The sequence below is a fragment of the Neobacillus canaveralius genome (assembly GCF_047237705.1).
Lineage (GTDB): Bacteria > Bacillota > Bacilli > Bacillales > Cytobacillaceae > Neobacillus > Neobacillus niacini_K.
In genome coordinates, this window is the sequence record NZ_JBDFLL010000001.1 from 4060162 (window position 1) to 4075379 (window position 15218).

A 15218-nucleotide genomic window follows, 5' to 3' on the forward strand; every position below is an offset into this window, starting at 1 on the left:
AATTAATGAAAAGGAATGGGGGAGAACACAGGTTATGATACATATGTAAAACACATCAAATAAGAAAAGACGAAGGGAGATTTTTTAATGAGCAAATTAAAAACATGCGTAAGTTTGTATAGTTTGCAGGATGAATATTTAAATAAGCGTATGAGCCTAGAGGATATCTTCAAATTTTTAGCAGAGAATTCCGTTGAAGGAATTGAAATCATTCCCGATCAGATGATGCATAACGCACCACATCCTTCGGAACAAACTTTAGCAGAATGGGATCGATTAGTATCTACCTATAAAATGAAGCCAGTTATTGCTGACGTCTTCTTAAATACAAACTTATACAAAAATCGGGAATTAACGAAAAAAGAGTGTGTTGATTTACTAATTGAAGAAATTAAACTTGCAAGTCGATTAGGGATTAAGCTGATTCGTTTGGTGTCCATGGTACCCGCTTTTGTAATCGAACCATTATTGCCATATGCTGAAAAATATAAAGTCACTTTGGCACTTGAAATCCATGCTGGTTTGAGTTTCGATGTTAAGAAAACACAAGATTTTATTAAAGAAATGAAGAGATTAAATTCTCCTTATGTAGGACTTGTGATTGATACAGGGATTTTCTGCACCAGACTGCCTAGAGTAATGGCTGAATATTGTAAGCATTTAGGAACACGCCAGGAAGTAATTGATTATATCAATAATATTTTCGACGAAGGAAAAGATCCAAGAAAAGTTTATCTTGTAAATGGCGGATTTCCTGCTGAATTGAAGCAATTAATGAAGTCCGATGCTGATTACTTCTTTGCCCATATGGCAGATGGATATGAAAATGAACCCTTCAGTGTTTTAGATGAATATATGCCTTACATCAAACATTTCCACTTTAAGTTATTTGAAATGACGGAAACAGGAGAAGAATTTTCCATTGATTATAAAGGCATTCTGCAATATTTGCATGATAAAGGCTACGATGGTTATGTATCTACCGAATATGAAGGAAACCGTTGGGTGCTTCCTGGACACCCAATGAAGGAAAAAGAGCAGGTTTTAGCACATCAGAAGCTTATTCGAAGCGTAATTAAAGAATTAGAAGGTCAGGAGGTATATTAATATGTTTGATAATAATGTTTTCCTTGAAAACACTTGTAAAAATATAGTAGAAGCTGATCATGTGACAGGGTTTGAATTGAAGACCAATATTACCTATTATCGGGGTATTCCACTATCCATGGTAAATGATATTGGGGTTGAGGTAGATGGTGTAAAGGTTGTACGTGAGGATATTAGATGCTCTGTTGATGCAGAAGATTGGTTTACGTTAGATGAAATGGAAACTGTCACTTCCTATAAATGGGAATATGGAGAACCATTAATCGTAAGAGTACTCAAAGACGGCGGGTTATCTGCGGGAAGTTATGAGATTGCTTTAGATGTAGTTGTCCGTACGGCATATATTCCGGTTCCTTTAGCAGGACGTAAAGTAAGGACAGTTGAGATAGCTTAATAAAATGATAGAGGGTAAAAATCGATTAACGATTTTTACCCTCTTTTTAACGTTCTCCAAATAGCAAATTAAGTTCAAACAACCGCACTTCATGGGGTTGAAGTTCGCCTTTCAAAACAATCGAATGATCCTCCACAAGGGAATGCTCAACCTTCATATAAGGAACACAGATCTGCTTAAAATAATCCACTTCATCCGCTTTTATGTCATCCACCACACCAAATCTCAACCATTCATCTAGTATACTACCATGATCACGATTCAGTTTTAGTTCTTTCACACGATATTTCCCATTCGCAATACCTTGTAATTCCAATGAAAGGTTCATAGTCTCATTATTTTCAAAAATTTCATATTGCTCGTGGAGACCTGTACTGCCCTCAGGATGCAGGTAATAAGAATAATTAAAATGTTTATAGTTAAAACATAATACTTGATAGCGATTGCCGGATTTTTTGGTAACAATATAATTTTCACCTTTTGCTACTAAAATCTCACCCAATTGTTTTAACAGTACAAATGCATGATAACTCGGTTTTTTGATGCCATTTTTCGTTAGCAGTCCCGCACCACCATGAAGAATGTTTTTCGAATCTCGAAAATCACTAAAAATATCAGAGCATAACCAGTATCCCATCATTTTCACTTGATTTTGATTCAAGTTTTCAACAATATTCTTTGCCATGTAAGCTGCTTTAAAGCTGCTATCATTAAGATAGTTACGATTAGATATGCTAATATTCCATTCCGTAACGTTAAGTTCTAAATTTTCAAACCCAGCTTTTTTCAATGATTTTCTTACATCATTCAACTTATTTAAAACATAGTGAGGATTAGTAGAATGTAAATTTTTAATCGGAACCCGATATTTATCACGATCTATTTCAATTGGATAAAGATAAATGGAGAGAAAGTCAGGCTGAATTTCTTCCTGTTTCCATTGTTCCAGTAACAAATCCAGTTTGTCTCCTTCTAAATCCATGCTTAAACCACATCCGCCAATCTTTGCACCAGGAACCAGTTCTTTCGCAGTCTTTTTAAATTCACTAAATATTTTAAAGAACTCACTATATTTAGGCTCTTGAATTTGATTATTCTTAATTTTTTCTAAAAATTCTTTTTCTTCCTGTGTTTCACTGTTAAATTCATCCATTGGACGCCACATTTCAAAGTACCAAGTCTCGACTTCTTCGATACTATAACGCTCGATACATTGTAACAAAAATGCCATCACGAGATTGTGCCATTCAGACAGTGTCCTTTCACTTATCGTTTGGACGACAAGGGTCTCACCAATGGCTTTTTGAATAATTTTTGGTTTTGGACCCAATTCAATAAAGGGTTTTAATTTATTTTTAATTAGAAAATCCAATAATTTATTTGCATTTGAAAAATTGTAAGTGACGGTTCCTCCAGAGCGATCTTCTAAAAGCATATCATCACCAAACAATCCCCAAAATCTCGCGTAGGTAAACCCAATTTCCGATTGTAAGAGAGTGATTTGCTCTTGCATATCCGAATTCAATAAATCTTTTGCATATCCAATATTAAGTAATCGATTCCAATACTTTATATAAGCATCTGTTTTACCAATTTTAACGATTTCTGTATCACCATTACTTCTGGATTCAGGAATGGATTGAGCACTTTTTTCCTCGGTACTCTTAAGATAATCGCGTAACTCAGTAAGGGCTTCATTTGTTTCTAGATTGCTAGTATCATTAGTAGAGTCTTTTTTCTCTGTTTTACCTGACATTTGTTTTCTGTATTCAACTGGTTTTAACTGGTAGTTTTCATTAAAAACTCTATTAAATGAAGCTAAATTGGGAAATCCATTATCTAATGCTATTCTTGTTATTGGTTTGTCAGAGTTAACTAATTCGTTAACAGCATGGGCCAAACGAATTTCATTTAAGTATTGAGAGAAAGTTTTTCCTGTCTGTTTTTTGAAATATTTTGATAAGTATGGAATCGAGAGATAATGGATACTCGCCACTTCCTCTAACGATAAAGGCTCTCGATAATTACTTTGAATATAATCTATAATTTCTGTTAATCGATCATTTTGACCTTTAATTGAGGTAGTAAGCAGCATTTGACCTTGATTCTGTAAAAAATTCATTCTAAGCAATGAAATGAACTTATAGGTTTTTTCTAAGTATTCAACCTGCGAAAAATGGTTTACTTTCATATAAACCGTTAACAAGTCTTCAATCACTTTTCTTAATTTGGGATTGGCAGAGTGATCGTGTTCGACTGAATTACAAGTGAATACTAGATTTTTTTGTGCTAGAAGTGAACTTAACTCGAAGTAATTGAACTGGAAAACAATAAATAAATTATCTTTATCAGACTGGAAAGAATGAAATTCATTAGAATTGACCAATACAAAATCAGAACTATTCATTTGAAAGATTTTATTGTTTACTTTGACCTGTAAATTACCCTTAATCATATAAATCAATTCTATTTCTCTATGGGCATGTTCCAGGTTACTCTTGTTGTTCATCACTGAAATCGTTACTAACTTCGAATCTATTGAAGATTGGAAAGTATGCGAACCAACCAATTCCATCCCCTCCATAACAAGCTGTACTTTTAAAAACTACTATTTCTTAATATAACATATTAACATTTTAAAATTCGACAAAATATTTTAATTTTCATTTAAATATCATGATTAAAAAAATAAAATAGCCTAGTTCTGTATGAACTAAGCTTTTAAATGTGACGTTACTTATTTAAAAAAATTGTCCCAATTGCAATTAGAACAAGACCCACAATGGAATAAATTGATATCTTCTGCTGTAAAAACAAAATTGATAGTAAGGTAACAACAACTGCATATACCCCAGTTTGAAGTCCACCCAGCATTACCGTATTTCCAAATACTCTGCTGCCCTGAATGAAGCCCCAAGATAGGACAATGTTTCCTATAAAAGAAAGAGGAAGAAAATATACATTAAATCTAATGCTGTCTTTTAAAGTTGGTTGGAAAAAATGTGCAGATAAAATTGGTAATAATGAAAAAACAATAGCACCAAAAATAATTGCACCAAGTACAAGAAATTTCAGAAAAAACACCTACTTTTACTCTTTTAGTGTTACTTTATCCAAAGCAGGCAAGCCTATTCTATTTTTATGTCGTCTGCTTTTAATATGTAAAAAGGCACCTTCCAATGTGGAAAGTGCGCAATTTTTGGATTTATTTTGTCGTAAAACTAAAAAGCTTTTCTAAATGATGAACTATTTCACCTTTATCAGCTTCAACCACTTTTACATGCTGCGGTTTATTAAACAATTGACTGATTTGTTCAGGGAATGTCTGCTGAATATCGCAACGCTCAATGGATTCATTAAATTTTGCGGGATGAGCAGTTGATAATGTGACACAAACCTCACCAGGATTATTACAGCTTTCGTATGCAGCTACCCCACAAGCAGTATGGGGATCTAGTAAATAACTGGTTTCTGTATTGTACTTACTAATCGTTTGCAAGCATTCTTCCCCTTTAACTCCGTGTGCCGCAAAATCCTGTTGCACTTTATGGAGCAGCTCATCGCTTACAACAATTTTTCCTTCTGACTTGAATTTCTCCATTAAGTCCGACACGGCCTTTGGATCTTCTCCAAGCAAGTAATATAGATAGCGCTCAAAATTGCTAGCTACTTGGATATCCATTGAAGGGCTGAATGTGCTGCGGAATTCACCAGGCTCGTACACTCCATCATGGATAAACCCTTCTAGTATATTATTCTCATTGGTAGCAACGATGAGATTACCAATCGGCAGACCCATTTTCTTTGCAAGATATCCAGCGAAGATATCTCCAAAGTTCCCTGTTGGGACACTAAAGTTAATAGACTCTAAATCACTCTCTTTTTTTACTTGGAAATACGCATAGAAATAATAAACCGTTTGCGCCATGATCCGAACAAAGTTAATTGAATTGATCGCACGCATATGATATTTGTTTTTAAAATCAACATCTGCAAACAATTCTTTAATGATTCTTTGACCATCATCAAATGTTCCTTTAATAGCTAAATTCAACACACTTTTGTCATCAACTGTCGTCATTTGTAATTCTTGAACCTTACTTACTTTGCCATGTGGATGCAAAATACAAATACGGATTCCTTCCTTCCCTCTGACACCCTCAATCGCAGAGGCGCCGGTATCCCCTGAAGTGGCACCGAGAATATGAATCGACTCCCCTGTCTTTTTGGATACATAGGAATATAAATTTCCTAAGAATTGCAGCGCAATATCCTTAAAAGCAAAGGTTGGGCCGTGGAATAGTTCTAGAACATACATGTTATCCGTCAGCTTTTGAACAGGTGTAACCTCTGGGTGACGGAAGGTTGCGTAACTTTTCTCGATTAGTTCTTTCAAGTCATTGTCTGGAATTTCACCATCTACATAATAGGAAAAGATTTCGTATGCTAATTCCTGATACGTTAACTTAGACATTGCCTCTAACTTTTCTACAGGAATCTGCGGGATTTTCTCCGGGACTAATAGTCCTCCATCATTTGCCAGTCCCATTAGGACTGTGTCGATAAAACCAATTTTACTTACATTGCCGCGTGTACTAACAAAGTTCATAGCTGCCTCCAGTATATTAAAAGTTTTATTGTCTCAGTTTTAAGTGAGAGATTGCTTTAATTTAAAGTAGTAAAATATAAATTCCATTTTAACATAATTGAATGAATAGTCTATGAATTATTATTAGAATTTTCATTAATCATTTCTATTAATGACATATTCAGATTTTTGATGTCTTGAGACAAATTTATTATTGGTAATCCAGAAACGCCATAGATAATCCTTGGCTTCTCCAGCGTTGTCGATTCCAATCCTTTTCCCGATTGAAATGCTTTCCGGAAAGTAACCTTTAGCTATATATAAAGGTGGACTTGTAAGTGAGCTGCCATAATCAGCCATTGTGACGCCTAATGATTTTGTCAGTTTTCCAGGACCATTTGTTAATTTATCCAGGTCTTGAATTTCTCTCCTGGTTTTCATCAGCTCGATACCATCACTTGGTTCTATAGCACGGACCAATATGGCTTCAGGTTTTTCTTCACCCCCGCTAACCACATTGAAAAGACAATGGGTATGCATGAGATAGGTATAGGCAAGCCCTGAACGATGGAACATGACCTCCGTTCTTGCACTCCGCCTGTTATTGTAACTATGCGCAGCCCTGTCACTTGGACCGATATATGCCTCTGTTTCTACAATATATCCTGCAGCTGTTCCCAAATCTGTTTCTTTTACCAGGAGGCACCCGAGCAATGCCTTTGCTAGTTCCAGGGTAGATTGTTCATAAAATTCCTGAGGTAGTGGAACGATTTCTTTTGGGAATTCTCCCATGACAGTGGCCTCCATAAAGATTATTTTCTTATTGTTTTCCCCATTATAAGGCGGAGTATTTAAAAATAAGTATATATAGAAAGGATTTATTTTAAGGGAAAATGTTAAATGGCACCCTCTTGTGCGGAAGGTGCCATTTGCTTTAAATCAATGGACAGATTGACACATGCTTTTAATAATCATTTTTATCATTTCCTCAACTAAATATGGAACCTCTTCGAAAGAGTTTTTTATGTGCAGTCTTTCTGTTCGTTTGTGTGCATCTTTTCCGAAAGGGCCGACATTTAGGACAGGTGCACGAAGCTGGGTCATGTCATCAAAAGGTATACAGTAACTGCTTCCCCATACGGGCGTATTTGCTTTAAATGCAGTCCACCCTTCCCCTTCATCATGATAGTTCACATAGCTTAAGTCACTGATTCCATTAAAATAATGCACTTGTTTTACAGGTAATTTAAATCTTCTCTGACCTATGTCCCTAACAAACTGGAAACAGCTCTTGACGAGGTCATCATCAGATGAATTAACAGCCGGATAATAAGGAGGTGCATAGAGTAAGACGATTGCAGGAGCAAGCTCCTGACATTCAATCATCAGACTGTCTGCTATTCGTATTGATTTTTCACGGTCATCCCAGTTTTGAATTTCCTCTACTTGGGCCTTTATTTCCTCCACAAAATCCACACCGAATTTACGAATCGCATGTGTTTGTAAATCCTCGTAACGCAAAACACGGACTTTGCCAACCGGCTGCACAGAGTGCTTCAAACAAACCTCTTTATATGCCTGATTGCAAGCTTCTGCAGCATCGATGGCAACTTTTTCAAAAATCTCCATGATTTCGTCTGCAGTCCTCTTCATTAGAAACACATTATATAATGCTGCAGAACGAAAAGGCGTTTGAGCAGAGTATTCCAATCTTAAATCTTTCTGCTGAAGGGTAACAGGTAGCGGCGTAGTTTCGCCATTTACTTTTTCTTGCAGAGACAAATTCCACTCCATTCTCTGAGTCAAAAATGAGGCAATAAATGGCGCTGTAATGCCGCTGAGTGGTTCACCAACATGTGTTTCTTTTCCATAAAAGAGGGCAGATGGCATAATTTTACCAATGGATCCAGAATAAACATAAAAACTTCTGTCACCCGGTTCTTGGGTAAATACCGGCTCTCCGTTCAGGAAAAGTTTATAACTCAGATTATGTTGATCTTTTAATTCAAGCAGTTTAGTTACCGCTGCACGCATACCGGATGAATTTACCTCTTCATCAGGGACTGTGAGCAGCAGGAGATTTATCGGCCATTTCTCGACCGTTGCTTTTTCCAGTAACCCCATATGCATTGCCAGTCCCATCTTCATATCCATGGTGCCCCGGCCAAATAAATATTCACCAGATAAGAGGTCTCTATGTGCATCTCCATGCAGTTCATCAATTCTATTTATTAGTAATTTCGTCAATTCTTCCGGCTGATAGGCATACTCCTCCAGGTCCCCATACTCCTCAGTGTTTACCGTATCAAAATGACTCAGTAATACAATGGTTTCCTTTGAAGAAGCATGCTTATATAACCCCGTTAAGAATCGCCGGTCCAAATCAGCATCATGAAGACCTAAATGACCGGGATTCTCCTTAAAATACCGCAAATCCTGTAATTTTGCCTGAACCTTACTTGGAAACTCCCGCTCCCCCTCGGTTAACGTCATACTCTTCCAGCTCACTAGTTCACACAACAAACTCCGCAGCCTATCCGGTGTTCCCCACCTAAGTTGTTCCATAATTTTATTCCCCTTTACCAATATTCCACAACTGAGTGCCCATCAGAGGGGAGGAAGTGTCCACCTCAGGTGGACACTGTCCACGAGCGGTGCCTGTCACCCATGTTTGTCACCCATGTTATCCTTTGATATTCGTTTCTGAGTTTGCTTTGGTTTGTTTGTTTTTGATGAAATAGAATATATAGCATATTGCTAAGAATCCTAGTCCGATGAGGAGTCCTATTAGTTGTGTTGGATCAAATGCCAGGAATATAAGGATAGATACGCAAAATACGATACATACGATTGGAATTAGAGGATAAAATGGTACTTTGTATTGCAGTTCCTCTAATTTTTCACCGCCCTGTAAATATTTGCGCCGGAACATTAACTGAGATAGCGCAATTCCGATCCAGGAGATGGTCACGGATATTCCGGCAACAGACATTAATAGAACGAAAACTGTATCTGCAGCAATAACACTAGTCGAAAGTGATAATAGTGAAAATATCATCGTAAAAACTAGAGCTTTAAATGGAACCTTCCGTTTTGAAAGTTTCCCAAACCGTTTTGGTGCCATTCCCTCATGAGCCATGGCCCACAAAAGACGTGTTGAAGCATAGATACAAGAGTTTCCTACTGATAATATCGCTGTCAGGATAACAAAGTTCATAATATCTGGTGCAAATGGGATTCCAGCAAGATCCATTAAAGTTACGAAAGGACTTTCTAGTAAACCGAGTTCTTCTGTTGGAAAAATCGCAGATAAAATAATAATAGAAGCCAAATAAAAGACAATGATCCTAAATAACACGTTGCGAATGGCACGGGGGATATTCTTAGAAGGTTCCTCGCTCTCTCCGGCAGCAATTCCGATTAATTCAGATCCTTGGTAAGAAAAAATAACATTCATCATCGTCACAAAAAGAATGGCGATTCCTGCTGGAAATAATCCAGATGGAGCTAGATTGTCTAATAATGGAGCAGGTCTGTCTTCGAGAGGAATAATTCCAAATATGGCTCCGGCACCTATAATGATAAAGAAAATAACAGCAATTACCTTAATACCGGCAAACCAGTATTCTGCCTCGGCGAAACCTCTTGTTGTTAAAGCATTAAGTCCGAATAACAACAATATAAACAACGCACACCATATCCAGACGGATACATCTGGGAACCACCTCTGCATGAGGATCCCCGCGGCGGTGAATTCAACTCCAGCCGTCGTAGCCGACCCAATAAAATACATCCATCCTAAAGAGAACCCGGCAGAAGGACTAATGAATTTACTGGCATATGTTTGAAAAGAACCTGTTACAGGCATATAGACAGCGAGCTCACCTAAGCAGACCATGACCAGATACAAAATGATCCCGCCAAACAAATACCCGACTAGTGCACCGCCTGCCCCCGATTGATTAATGGTATAACCAGCATTTAAAAACAATCCCGTTCCAATAACTCCCCCTAATGAAAGCATAAATAAATGTCTGCGCTTCATGGAACGATTTAATTGATTTTCCTGACTTCCCTGATTAACTGTTTCCATTGCCTCTCCCACCCCTCTTAAAATAGCTATACCCCTTTATCTAATTAAAATCGCAGTGACAAACAGCTTAATCCTCCATCCTGCTTACGGAATTCAGACATTTCGAGTTCGATTGTCTGGAATCCGGCAGTATTAATTTTTTGTTTTGTTATAGGATAGCCTGCAGGGATGATGACATTATCATTCACACGGATACAGTTTGCTGCGTATTCCTCTTCAGGTGGAACAACTATTTTTTGATATTGGTTAAACTCGGGATGATCAATAAATTCCCCTGCGACCACAATCGTTTGATTTCCTAAATAAGCAATGCCTGTTTTTAAATGAAAGAACTTCTCCAGCTCAACAATCGTACCTTTGTACCCTTCTAATTCTAGAATTGTTTTTAATTGCTTAGCGCCGTCATGGTTAGTTCTAGCAGAAATTCCTATATAAAAATGATCTTCAATCTGAAGGATATCACCCCCATCAAGTGTTCCCGGAGCCTTAATAGAATAAATAGATTCATAGAATGATTTAAGTACAGGTTCCATTTCATGGATTTCACCATTCCGGGAAAGTGCCCCTGGATTCGAAATGACAGCGAAATTAGGTGTCAATACCGCTGTATCCTCTACAAAAGTTGAGTCAGGAAATTCAATATTACTAGGTAGGACTGTTACGGTTGTACCGCATTTTTTCAACGCGTCTAAATAGGCCTGATGCTGTTCTAATGCAATCTCGAAATTAGGTCTTCCTAAATCAGAAGTAGTTAACCCATTGACATAGCTTTCGCTGGGTATTTTAACAATCGTATTTTTAAACATGATACTAGCCTCCTTTTTTAACCTCTTGCTACTGGACATGTTAGACATGTAGGTCCCCCCGTTCCTAAATAAGATATTTCATTTCCTTCATATTCATAAACAGTTGCGCCTGCTGCAAGTAATTGTTCCTTTGTTGACGGATTCCCTGAAACCATCACGCAGACTCTTGGTGCGAGCGCAAGAACATTACAGCCCAGGCGGTGATACTCTTCATCCGATACCTCTATTAATTGAAAACCTCGCTTGATTAGCAGCTGCCGAAGGAATACTGGCATGAGCCTTGAATAAACCACTGCCAGATTCTCATCTACGATACTAATGAATGACATAAGATGAAGACATTCTTCTTCTCCCTGGTCATGCGGTAATTGAACAACAATACACTCTTCAACCATATCCTTTGTCATTTCCTTAATTTGTCGGATGGCTTCATCATTTGTACGATAACCACGTCCAATCAATAAAGTCTGATCATCGAGCCAGACGAGGTCTCCACCATCAGCCACCGCCTCCCCTGTTAGTTCACCAACTATAGGAATCTTCTGTTCTAGTAAAAATTGTTTATAAGCCTCTGCCTCTGGTTGACGTAATTTTTTTCCTGACTTTAAAATAATGGCCCCATTTTTCGTGAATTTCACAGGGTCGTGGGTGTAAAGCGAGTCTAATCCTACTGTCCCTGAAGCAGGTAAAAATACAATTTCAGCCACATGTTCTCTAATAATCGCATGAAACTGTTCAAATTCATTGTCTGCTTTTATGTAGTCCGGTTCATTGATGTAATTAAACTTTTTCCATTCATTTCTTAAATGCTCTTGACTGATAAAAGCGTCCTTTGGATGTTTTAAAATTACCTTGTTAAGATTTTTATGCATGGATGATAACAAGTTTTCAACCTCCTTTTTCCGCATAGTGGAAAACTTTTTCTTTTAATGGAAACTTATAATATGATATTATTAAAATTAGAAATACTTGTCAATGAATTTTGAATTTACTGAAAAATATTTTTTCCTTTCTATTCGTATTTGATAAACATAATGATTGGGGTTGAATAAATTGCAGACAATTGATCGAGCTATGCGAGTAATTAAAGTTCTAGCGCAAAGCGATACTAAAAAATGGTTCTCGATTACAGATTTATCAAAGGAGTGTGACTTGCCTGTAAGCACCATGCATCGTCTTCTACAATCCATGATTAAACATGGATTAATTCAGCAGGATCCGAATCTAAAACTCTATTCCATGGGGTATTCCTGGCTGGAATATGGGTTACAAATGTATGACACCTTTGATTTTGTCGGGATGATCCGCCCTGAAATGGAGTCATTAATGCATGAGGTGGAGGAAAGTGTTTATTTCAGTAAACCTATTGGCTTAGAAGCTTTAGTGATCGAAAGAATCGATTGCCCGCATAATCCGATCCGGATTTATGACCAGTTGGGAATCAGAATCCCAATGAATATCGGAGCTGCGAATAAAGTGATGTTGGCCCATATGAATAGTGACGAGGCTTTAAAAGTCATAAGTGAGTTAGTCCCGAACGAAGAAACCGATTCGTTTTTACAACAGCTAAATACCATTCAGCAAAGAGGTTTTGGGGAAAGCCACGGAGAAAAAACCAAAGGCACTTCCTCTGTAGCGGCTCCCATATTCAATCACTCCAACGAATTAATAGGAGCATTAAGTATTGGTTACGTTGACATCAACCAAACAGATGAAAAAATACAATTATTAATTGAAAAGGTTATCCAATACGGCTTGCGCATATCAGCAAAACTAGGCAATAAACTTTATATCCATACGAAAAAAAACCATTAAGGAAACATAAATATTTATCTTTGTATTAATCAGCTGCGATTTTATTAAGGCGAGATTGCTGGCAAAATTAAAGGACATTGTGCAATGAACATGTTAAAAGGCACCTTCCTACGCGGAAGGTGCGAGTTTTTCATCAATGAACAGATTGGCATTTCATTTTAGTTATGGTTGTATTCGCTTTCAAAATAGAACTAATAACCTCAAATCTTTATTGAATAATTAGTCTGTATTTCCATTGGTAACCCGACATAATTTTCTGCAAGACTGGTTGCAGCGGCATGTGAGGAAGTCACATAATCTAACTCAGCCAACTGAATGTTATATTCAAACGAGCTATGTTCAAAGTTACGATGCAGCATGGTAGTCATCCAATAAGAGAATCTTTGGGCTTTCCAAATACGGCGGATGCAAATTTCTGAATAACGATTAAGCAAGTCTTCCTCACCAGAATGGTAATATTCACTCAAGCCCTTTGCTAATACTTGAACGTCTGCTGCTGCTAAATTTAACCCTTTCGCACCGGTTGGAGGAACAATATGAGCTGCATCTCCCGCGAGGAATAGGTTTCCATAACGCATCGTCTCACATACAAAGCTGCGCATGGAAACAATATTCTTTTGTATAATCGGTCCATCCAGGATGCTCCAGCCATCCATATCAACCCTTGCATGTAGTTCTGACCAAATACGGTCATCTGACCAATTCGCAATATCATCCTTTGGATCTACTTGGATATAGTGCCGTTGAATTTCAGGCGACCTTGTACTTATTAACGCGAAACCTCTTTCATGATTGGAATAAATTAATTCTGGATTGACAGGGGCTGTTTTTGCAAGAATTCCTAACCAGCCAAAGGGATATATTTTTTGTTTTTCAACCCGGATATTTGCTGGGATTGCCTGACGGCTCGGTCCGTGAAATCCATCACAGCCTGCAATAAAATCACAGTTTAATTCTTCAAAATCTGTTGCATTTTCTGGCATAAACCGGATTATAGGAGTTGATGTTTCGATTTGATGAAGGCTGACATTCTTGACATTAAAGTATATTTTTGCGCCTTCTTCAAGACGTGCCGCGACTAAATCTTTAATCACCTCATGTTGAGCATATACAGTAATCTTTTTTCCTCTAGTCAGTTCATGCATATCGATTCGATGTCTTCTCCCATTAAATTGCAATTCAATTCCATGGTGGATATGCCCTTCCTTCATCATGCGGGCACCGACACCTGTTGCATTCAATAAATCCACGGTTCCCTGTTCTAGGACGCCTGCGCGGATTGTGCCTTCTATTTCTTCACGCGAGCGGGATTCTAGAATGATAGAATCAATCCCTTGCAGATGCAATAAATGTGACAACAAAAGTCCTGCAGGACCTGCTCCGATTATTCCTACTTGCGTACGCATATTTTCCCTCCTATCTAATTTTATTTAGCAAATTCGTTTTCTTCCGTCGTTTCAGTGATTGTTGCTACCTTTTTTCCAAATGTAACTACTGCATTCCAGCTGCCGGATGATTGACCATCGGCAAGATAGGCAGGCTCCCAGCCCTCCTCTATCATACTGAACAACATGGCAAGGTGACGTCCTCCTGACTCTACCCTTGCATGCCTCGCATATTCAGGCAGCATTTCATAAGCTGCTCGATAATTCTTATTCATCATAAATTCAATAAACTGTTTATCCATCGCATGTTCCGTAACAGTCGGCGTATTATGTCTGCCGCGGACTAGGTTATGAGACAATGCACCGCTGGAAACAAACACTACCTTCTTATCAGTCTCTCGTAAAACTTTGGCAATTGTTTGCCCCCATTTATATGTTTCTTCTAAATTGGCAGCCAAGGTGACAGATAAATTAATTACAGGAATATCTTCATTCGGCACCAAGTATCGTAAAGGAACTACACTGCCATAATCCCAAAGATAATAAGGATCATTTACTCCTTGAACCTGGAGACCTGCTTCTACTCCAGCTTCTACTAATTGATTAGCCAAGTCTTCATCACCTGGGTAATGATACGCCACATCCTTTATTAAATCCGGTGCTTCAAATGCAGTAAGGATTCCTTTATGAATAGGCGTGCAATCTACATAATGGAAGAAGGTAGACGGCCAATGACATGAAACTAATACAATTACATCTGGATTTATTTCCTTCAGCTGTCTCCCAATTTCCTTCATTGAAGCAGCCATATCCTTTTGGAATTCAGGTACGAGATCCTCATGACACATACTCGGAACGTGAGGAGCCAACATACTAAATTCAATCGTCATAACAAAACCCCCTTAATAAATTTCCACTGCTAGAAACCTTTTTATAGCTTCGCTTCGGTCGATACTCAACGTCCAATAGTTACCCAAATTCTATTTTTAGCTTCGCTTCGGTCACTATAAGAGCTTTATAGTTACCCAAA

The 15218-nt window shown here is 37.8% G+C and carries 13 protein-coding genes; 3 read left to right on the forward strand and 10 right to left on the reverse strand.

The features are described 5' to 3' along the window. The first annotated feature begins 87 nt into the window (after nt 1-87). Together ABC255_RS20145 and ABC255_RS20150 are read left to right on the forward strand one after the other, a co-directional pair. The gene (locus tag ABC255_RS20145; RefSeq protein WP_412996315.1) at nt 88-1107 is read left to right on the forward strand and encodes a sugar phosphate isomerase/epimerase family protein; all 1020 of its coding nucleotides are present in this window, start codon (nt 88-90) and stop codon (nt 1105-1107) included. Nucleotide 1108: 1 nt separating this feature from the next. Next, nucleotides 1109-1501, forward strand: coding sequence for a C-glycoside deglycosidase beta subunit domain-containing protein (locus ABC255_RS20150; protein ID WP_412996317.1), 393 nt, complete (start codon nt 1109-1111; stop codon nt 1499-1501). Between the two features lie 46 nt (nt 1502-1547). Here ABC255_RS20150 and ABC255_RS20155 read toward each other — a convergent pair whose 3' ends face one another. From ABC255_RS20155 to ABC255_RS20190, 8 genes are all read right to left on the reverse strand, one after another. Beyond that, nucleotides 1548-4070 (reverse strand): GH39 family glycosyl hydrolase, encoded by a 2523-nt coding sequence (locus ABC255_RS20155; RefSeq protein WP_412996319.1) that lies wholly within the window; start codon nt 4068-4070, stop codon nt 1548-1550. Between the two features lie 164 nt (nt 4071-4234). After that, nucleotides 4235-4585 carry a hypothetical protein gene (locus ABC255_RS20160; RefSeq protein ID WP_412996320.1) on the reverse strand — a complete coding sequence of 117 codons (351 nt, stop codon included), beginning with the start codon at nt 4583-4585 and terminating at the stop codon, nt 4235-4237. Nucleotides 4586-4706: 121 nt separating this feature from the next. Beyond that, nucleotides 4707-6110, reverse strand: a complete 1404-nt coding sequence (thrC, locus tag ABC255_RS20165; RefSeq protein WP_412996322.1) for a threonine synthase — start codon at nt 6108-6110, stop codon at nt 4707-4709. Nucleotides 6111-6245: 135 nt separating this feature from the next. Further along, nucleotides 6246-6881 (reverse strand): DNA-3-methyladenine glycosylase, encoded by a 636-nt coding sequence (locus ABC255_RS20170; protein ID WP_412996323.1) that lies wholly within the window; start codon nt 6879-6881, stop codon nt 6246-6248. A 147-nt stretch (nt 6882-7028) separates the two neighbouring features. Continuing rightward, complete coding sequence (locus ABC255_RS20175) at nt 7029-8654, reverse strand: M20/M25/M40 family metallo-hydrolase (RefSeq protein WP_412996325.1); 1626 nt, start codon at nt 8652-8654, stop codon at nt 7029-7031. A gap of 118 nt (nt 8655-8772) precedes the next feature. Then, on the reverse strand, nt 8773-10182 hold the full coding sequence (locus tag ABC255_RS20180) for an amino acid permease (protein ID WP_412996327.1): 1410 nt from the start codon (nt 10180-10182) through the stop codon (nt 8773-8775). A gap of 44 nt (nt 10183-10226) precedes the next feature. After that, nucleotides 10227-10988: a dimethylarginine dimethylaminohydrolase family protein gene (locus tag ABC255_RS20185; RefSeq protein ID WP_412996329.1), complete on the reverse strand. Its 762-nt coding sequence runs from the start codon at nt 10986-10988 to the stop codon at nt 10227-10229. Between the two features lie 17 nt (nt 10989-11005). Next, nucleotides 11006-11896, reverse strand: coding sequence for a dimethylarginine dimethylaminohydrolase family protein (locus tag ABC255_RS20190; RefSeq protein ID WP_412996331.1), 891 nt, complete (start codon nt 11894-11896; stop codon nt 11006-11008). Between the two features lie 145 nt (nt 11897-12041). Between ABC255_RS20190 and ABC255_RS20195 the strand changes: the two genes are divergently transcribed. Further along, complete coding sequence (locus ABC255_RS20195) at nt 12042-12803, forward strand: IclR family transcriptional regulator (protein WP_412996332.1); 762 nt, start codon at nt 12042-12044, stop codon at nt 12801-12803. A gap of 200 nt (nt 12804-13003) precedes the next feature. Here ABC255_RS20195 and pobA read toward each other — a convergent pair whose 3' ends face one another. Further along, the gene (gene pobA / locus ABC255_RS20200; protein ID WP_412996333.1) at nt 13004-14209 is read right to left on the reverse strand and encodes a 4-hydroxybenzoate 3-monooxygenase; all 1206 of its coding nucleotides are present in this window, start codon (nt 14207-14209) and stop codon (nt 13004-13006) included. A 20-nt stretch (nt 14210-14229) separates the two neighbouring features. Further along, the gene (locus ABC255_RS20205) at nt 14230-15078 is read right to left on the reverse strand and encodes a DODA-type extradiol aromatic ring-opening family dioxygenase (protein WP_412996335.1); all 849 of its coding nucleotides are present in this window, start codon (nt 15076-15078) and stop codon (nt 14230-14232) included. Nucleotides 15079-15218: the final 140 nt, after the last annotated feature.

What these genes read in the sequence shown, in the direction of transcription:
- ABC255_RS20185 (WP_412996329.1), bottom strand. Translation starts at nt 10,988, where the DNA reads ATGTTTAAAAATACGATTGTTAAAATACCCAGCGAAAGCTATGTCAAT.
- ABC255_RS20170 (WP_412996323.1), bottom strand. Translation starts at nt 6,881, where the DNA reads ATGGGAGAATTCCCAAAAGAAATCGTTCCACTACCTCAGGAATTTTAT.
- ABC255_RS20180 (WP_412996327.1), bottom strand. Translation starts at nt 10,182, where the DNA reads ATGGAAACAGTTAATCAGGGAAGTCAGGAAAATCAATTAAATCGTTCC.
- ABC255_RS20150 (WP_412996317.1), top strand. Translation starts at nt 1,109, where the DNA reads ATGTTTGATAATAATGTTTTCCTTGAAAACACTTGTAAAAATATAGTA.
- thrC (WP_412996322.1), bottom strand. Translation starts at nt 6,110, where the DNA reads ATGAACTTTGTTAGTACACGCGGCAATGTAAGTAAAATTGGTTTTATC.
- ABC255_RS20205 (WP_412996335.1), bottom strand. Translation starts at nt 15,078, where the DNA reads ATGACGATTGAATTTAGTATGTTGGCTCCTCACGTTCCGAGTATGTGT.
- ABC255_RS20190 (WP_412996331.1), bottom strand. Translation starts at nt 11,896, where the DNA reads ATGCGGAAAAAGGAGGTTGAAAACTTGTTATCATCCATGCATAAAAAT.
- pobA (WP_412996333.1), bottom strand. Translation starts at nt 14,209, where the DNA reads ATGCGTACGCAAGTAGGAATAATCGGAGCAGGTCCTGCAGGACTTTTG.
- ABC255_RS20145 (WP_412996315.1), top strand. Translation starts at nt 88, where the DNA reads ATGAGCAAATTAAAAACATGCGTAAGTTTGTATAGTTTGCAGGATGAA.
- ABC255_RS20175 (WP_412996325.1), bottom strand. Translation starts at nt 8,654, where the DNA reads ATGGAACAACTTAGGTGGGGAACACCGGATAGGCTGCGGAGTTTGTTG.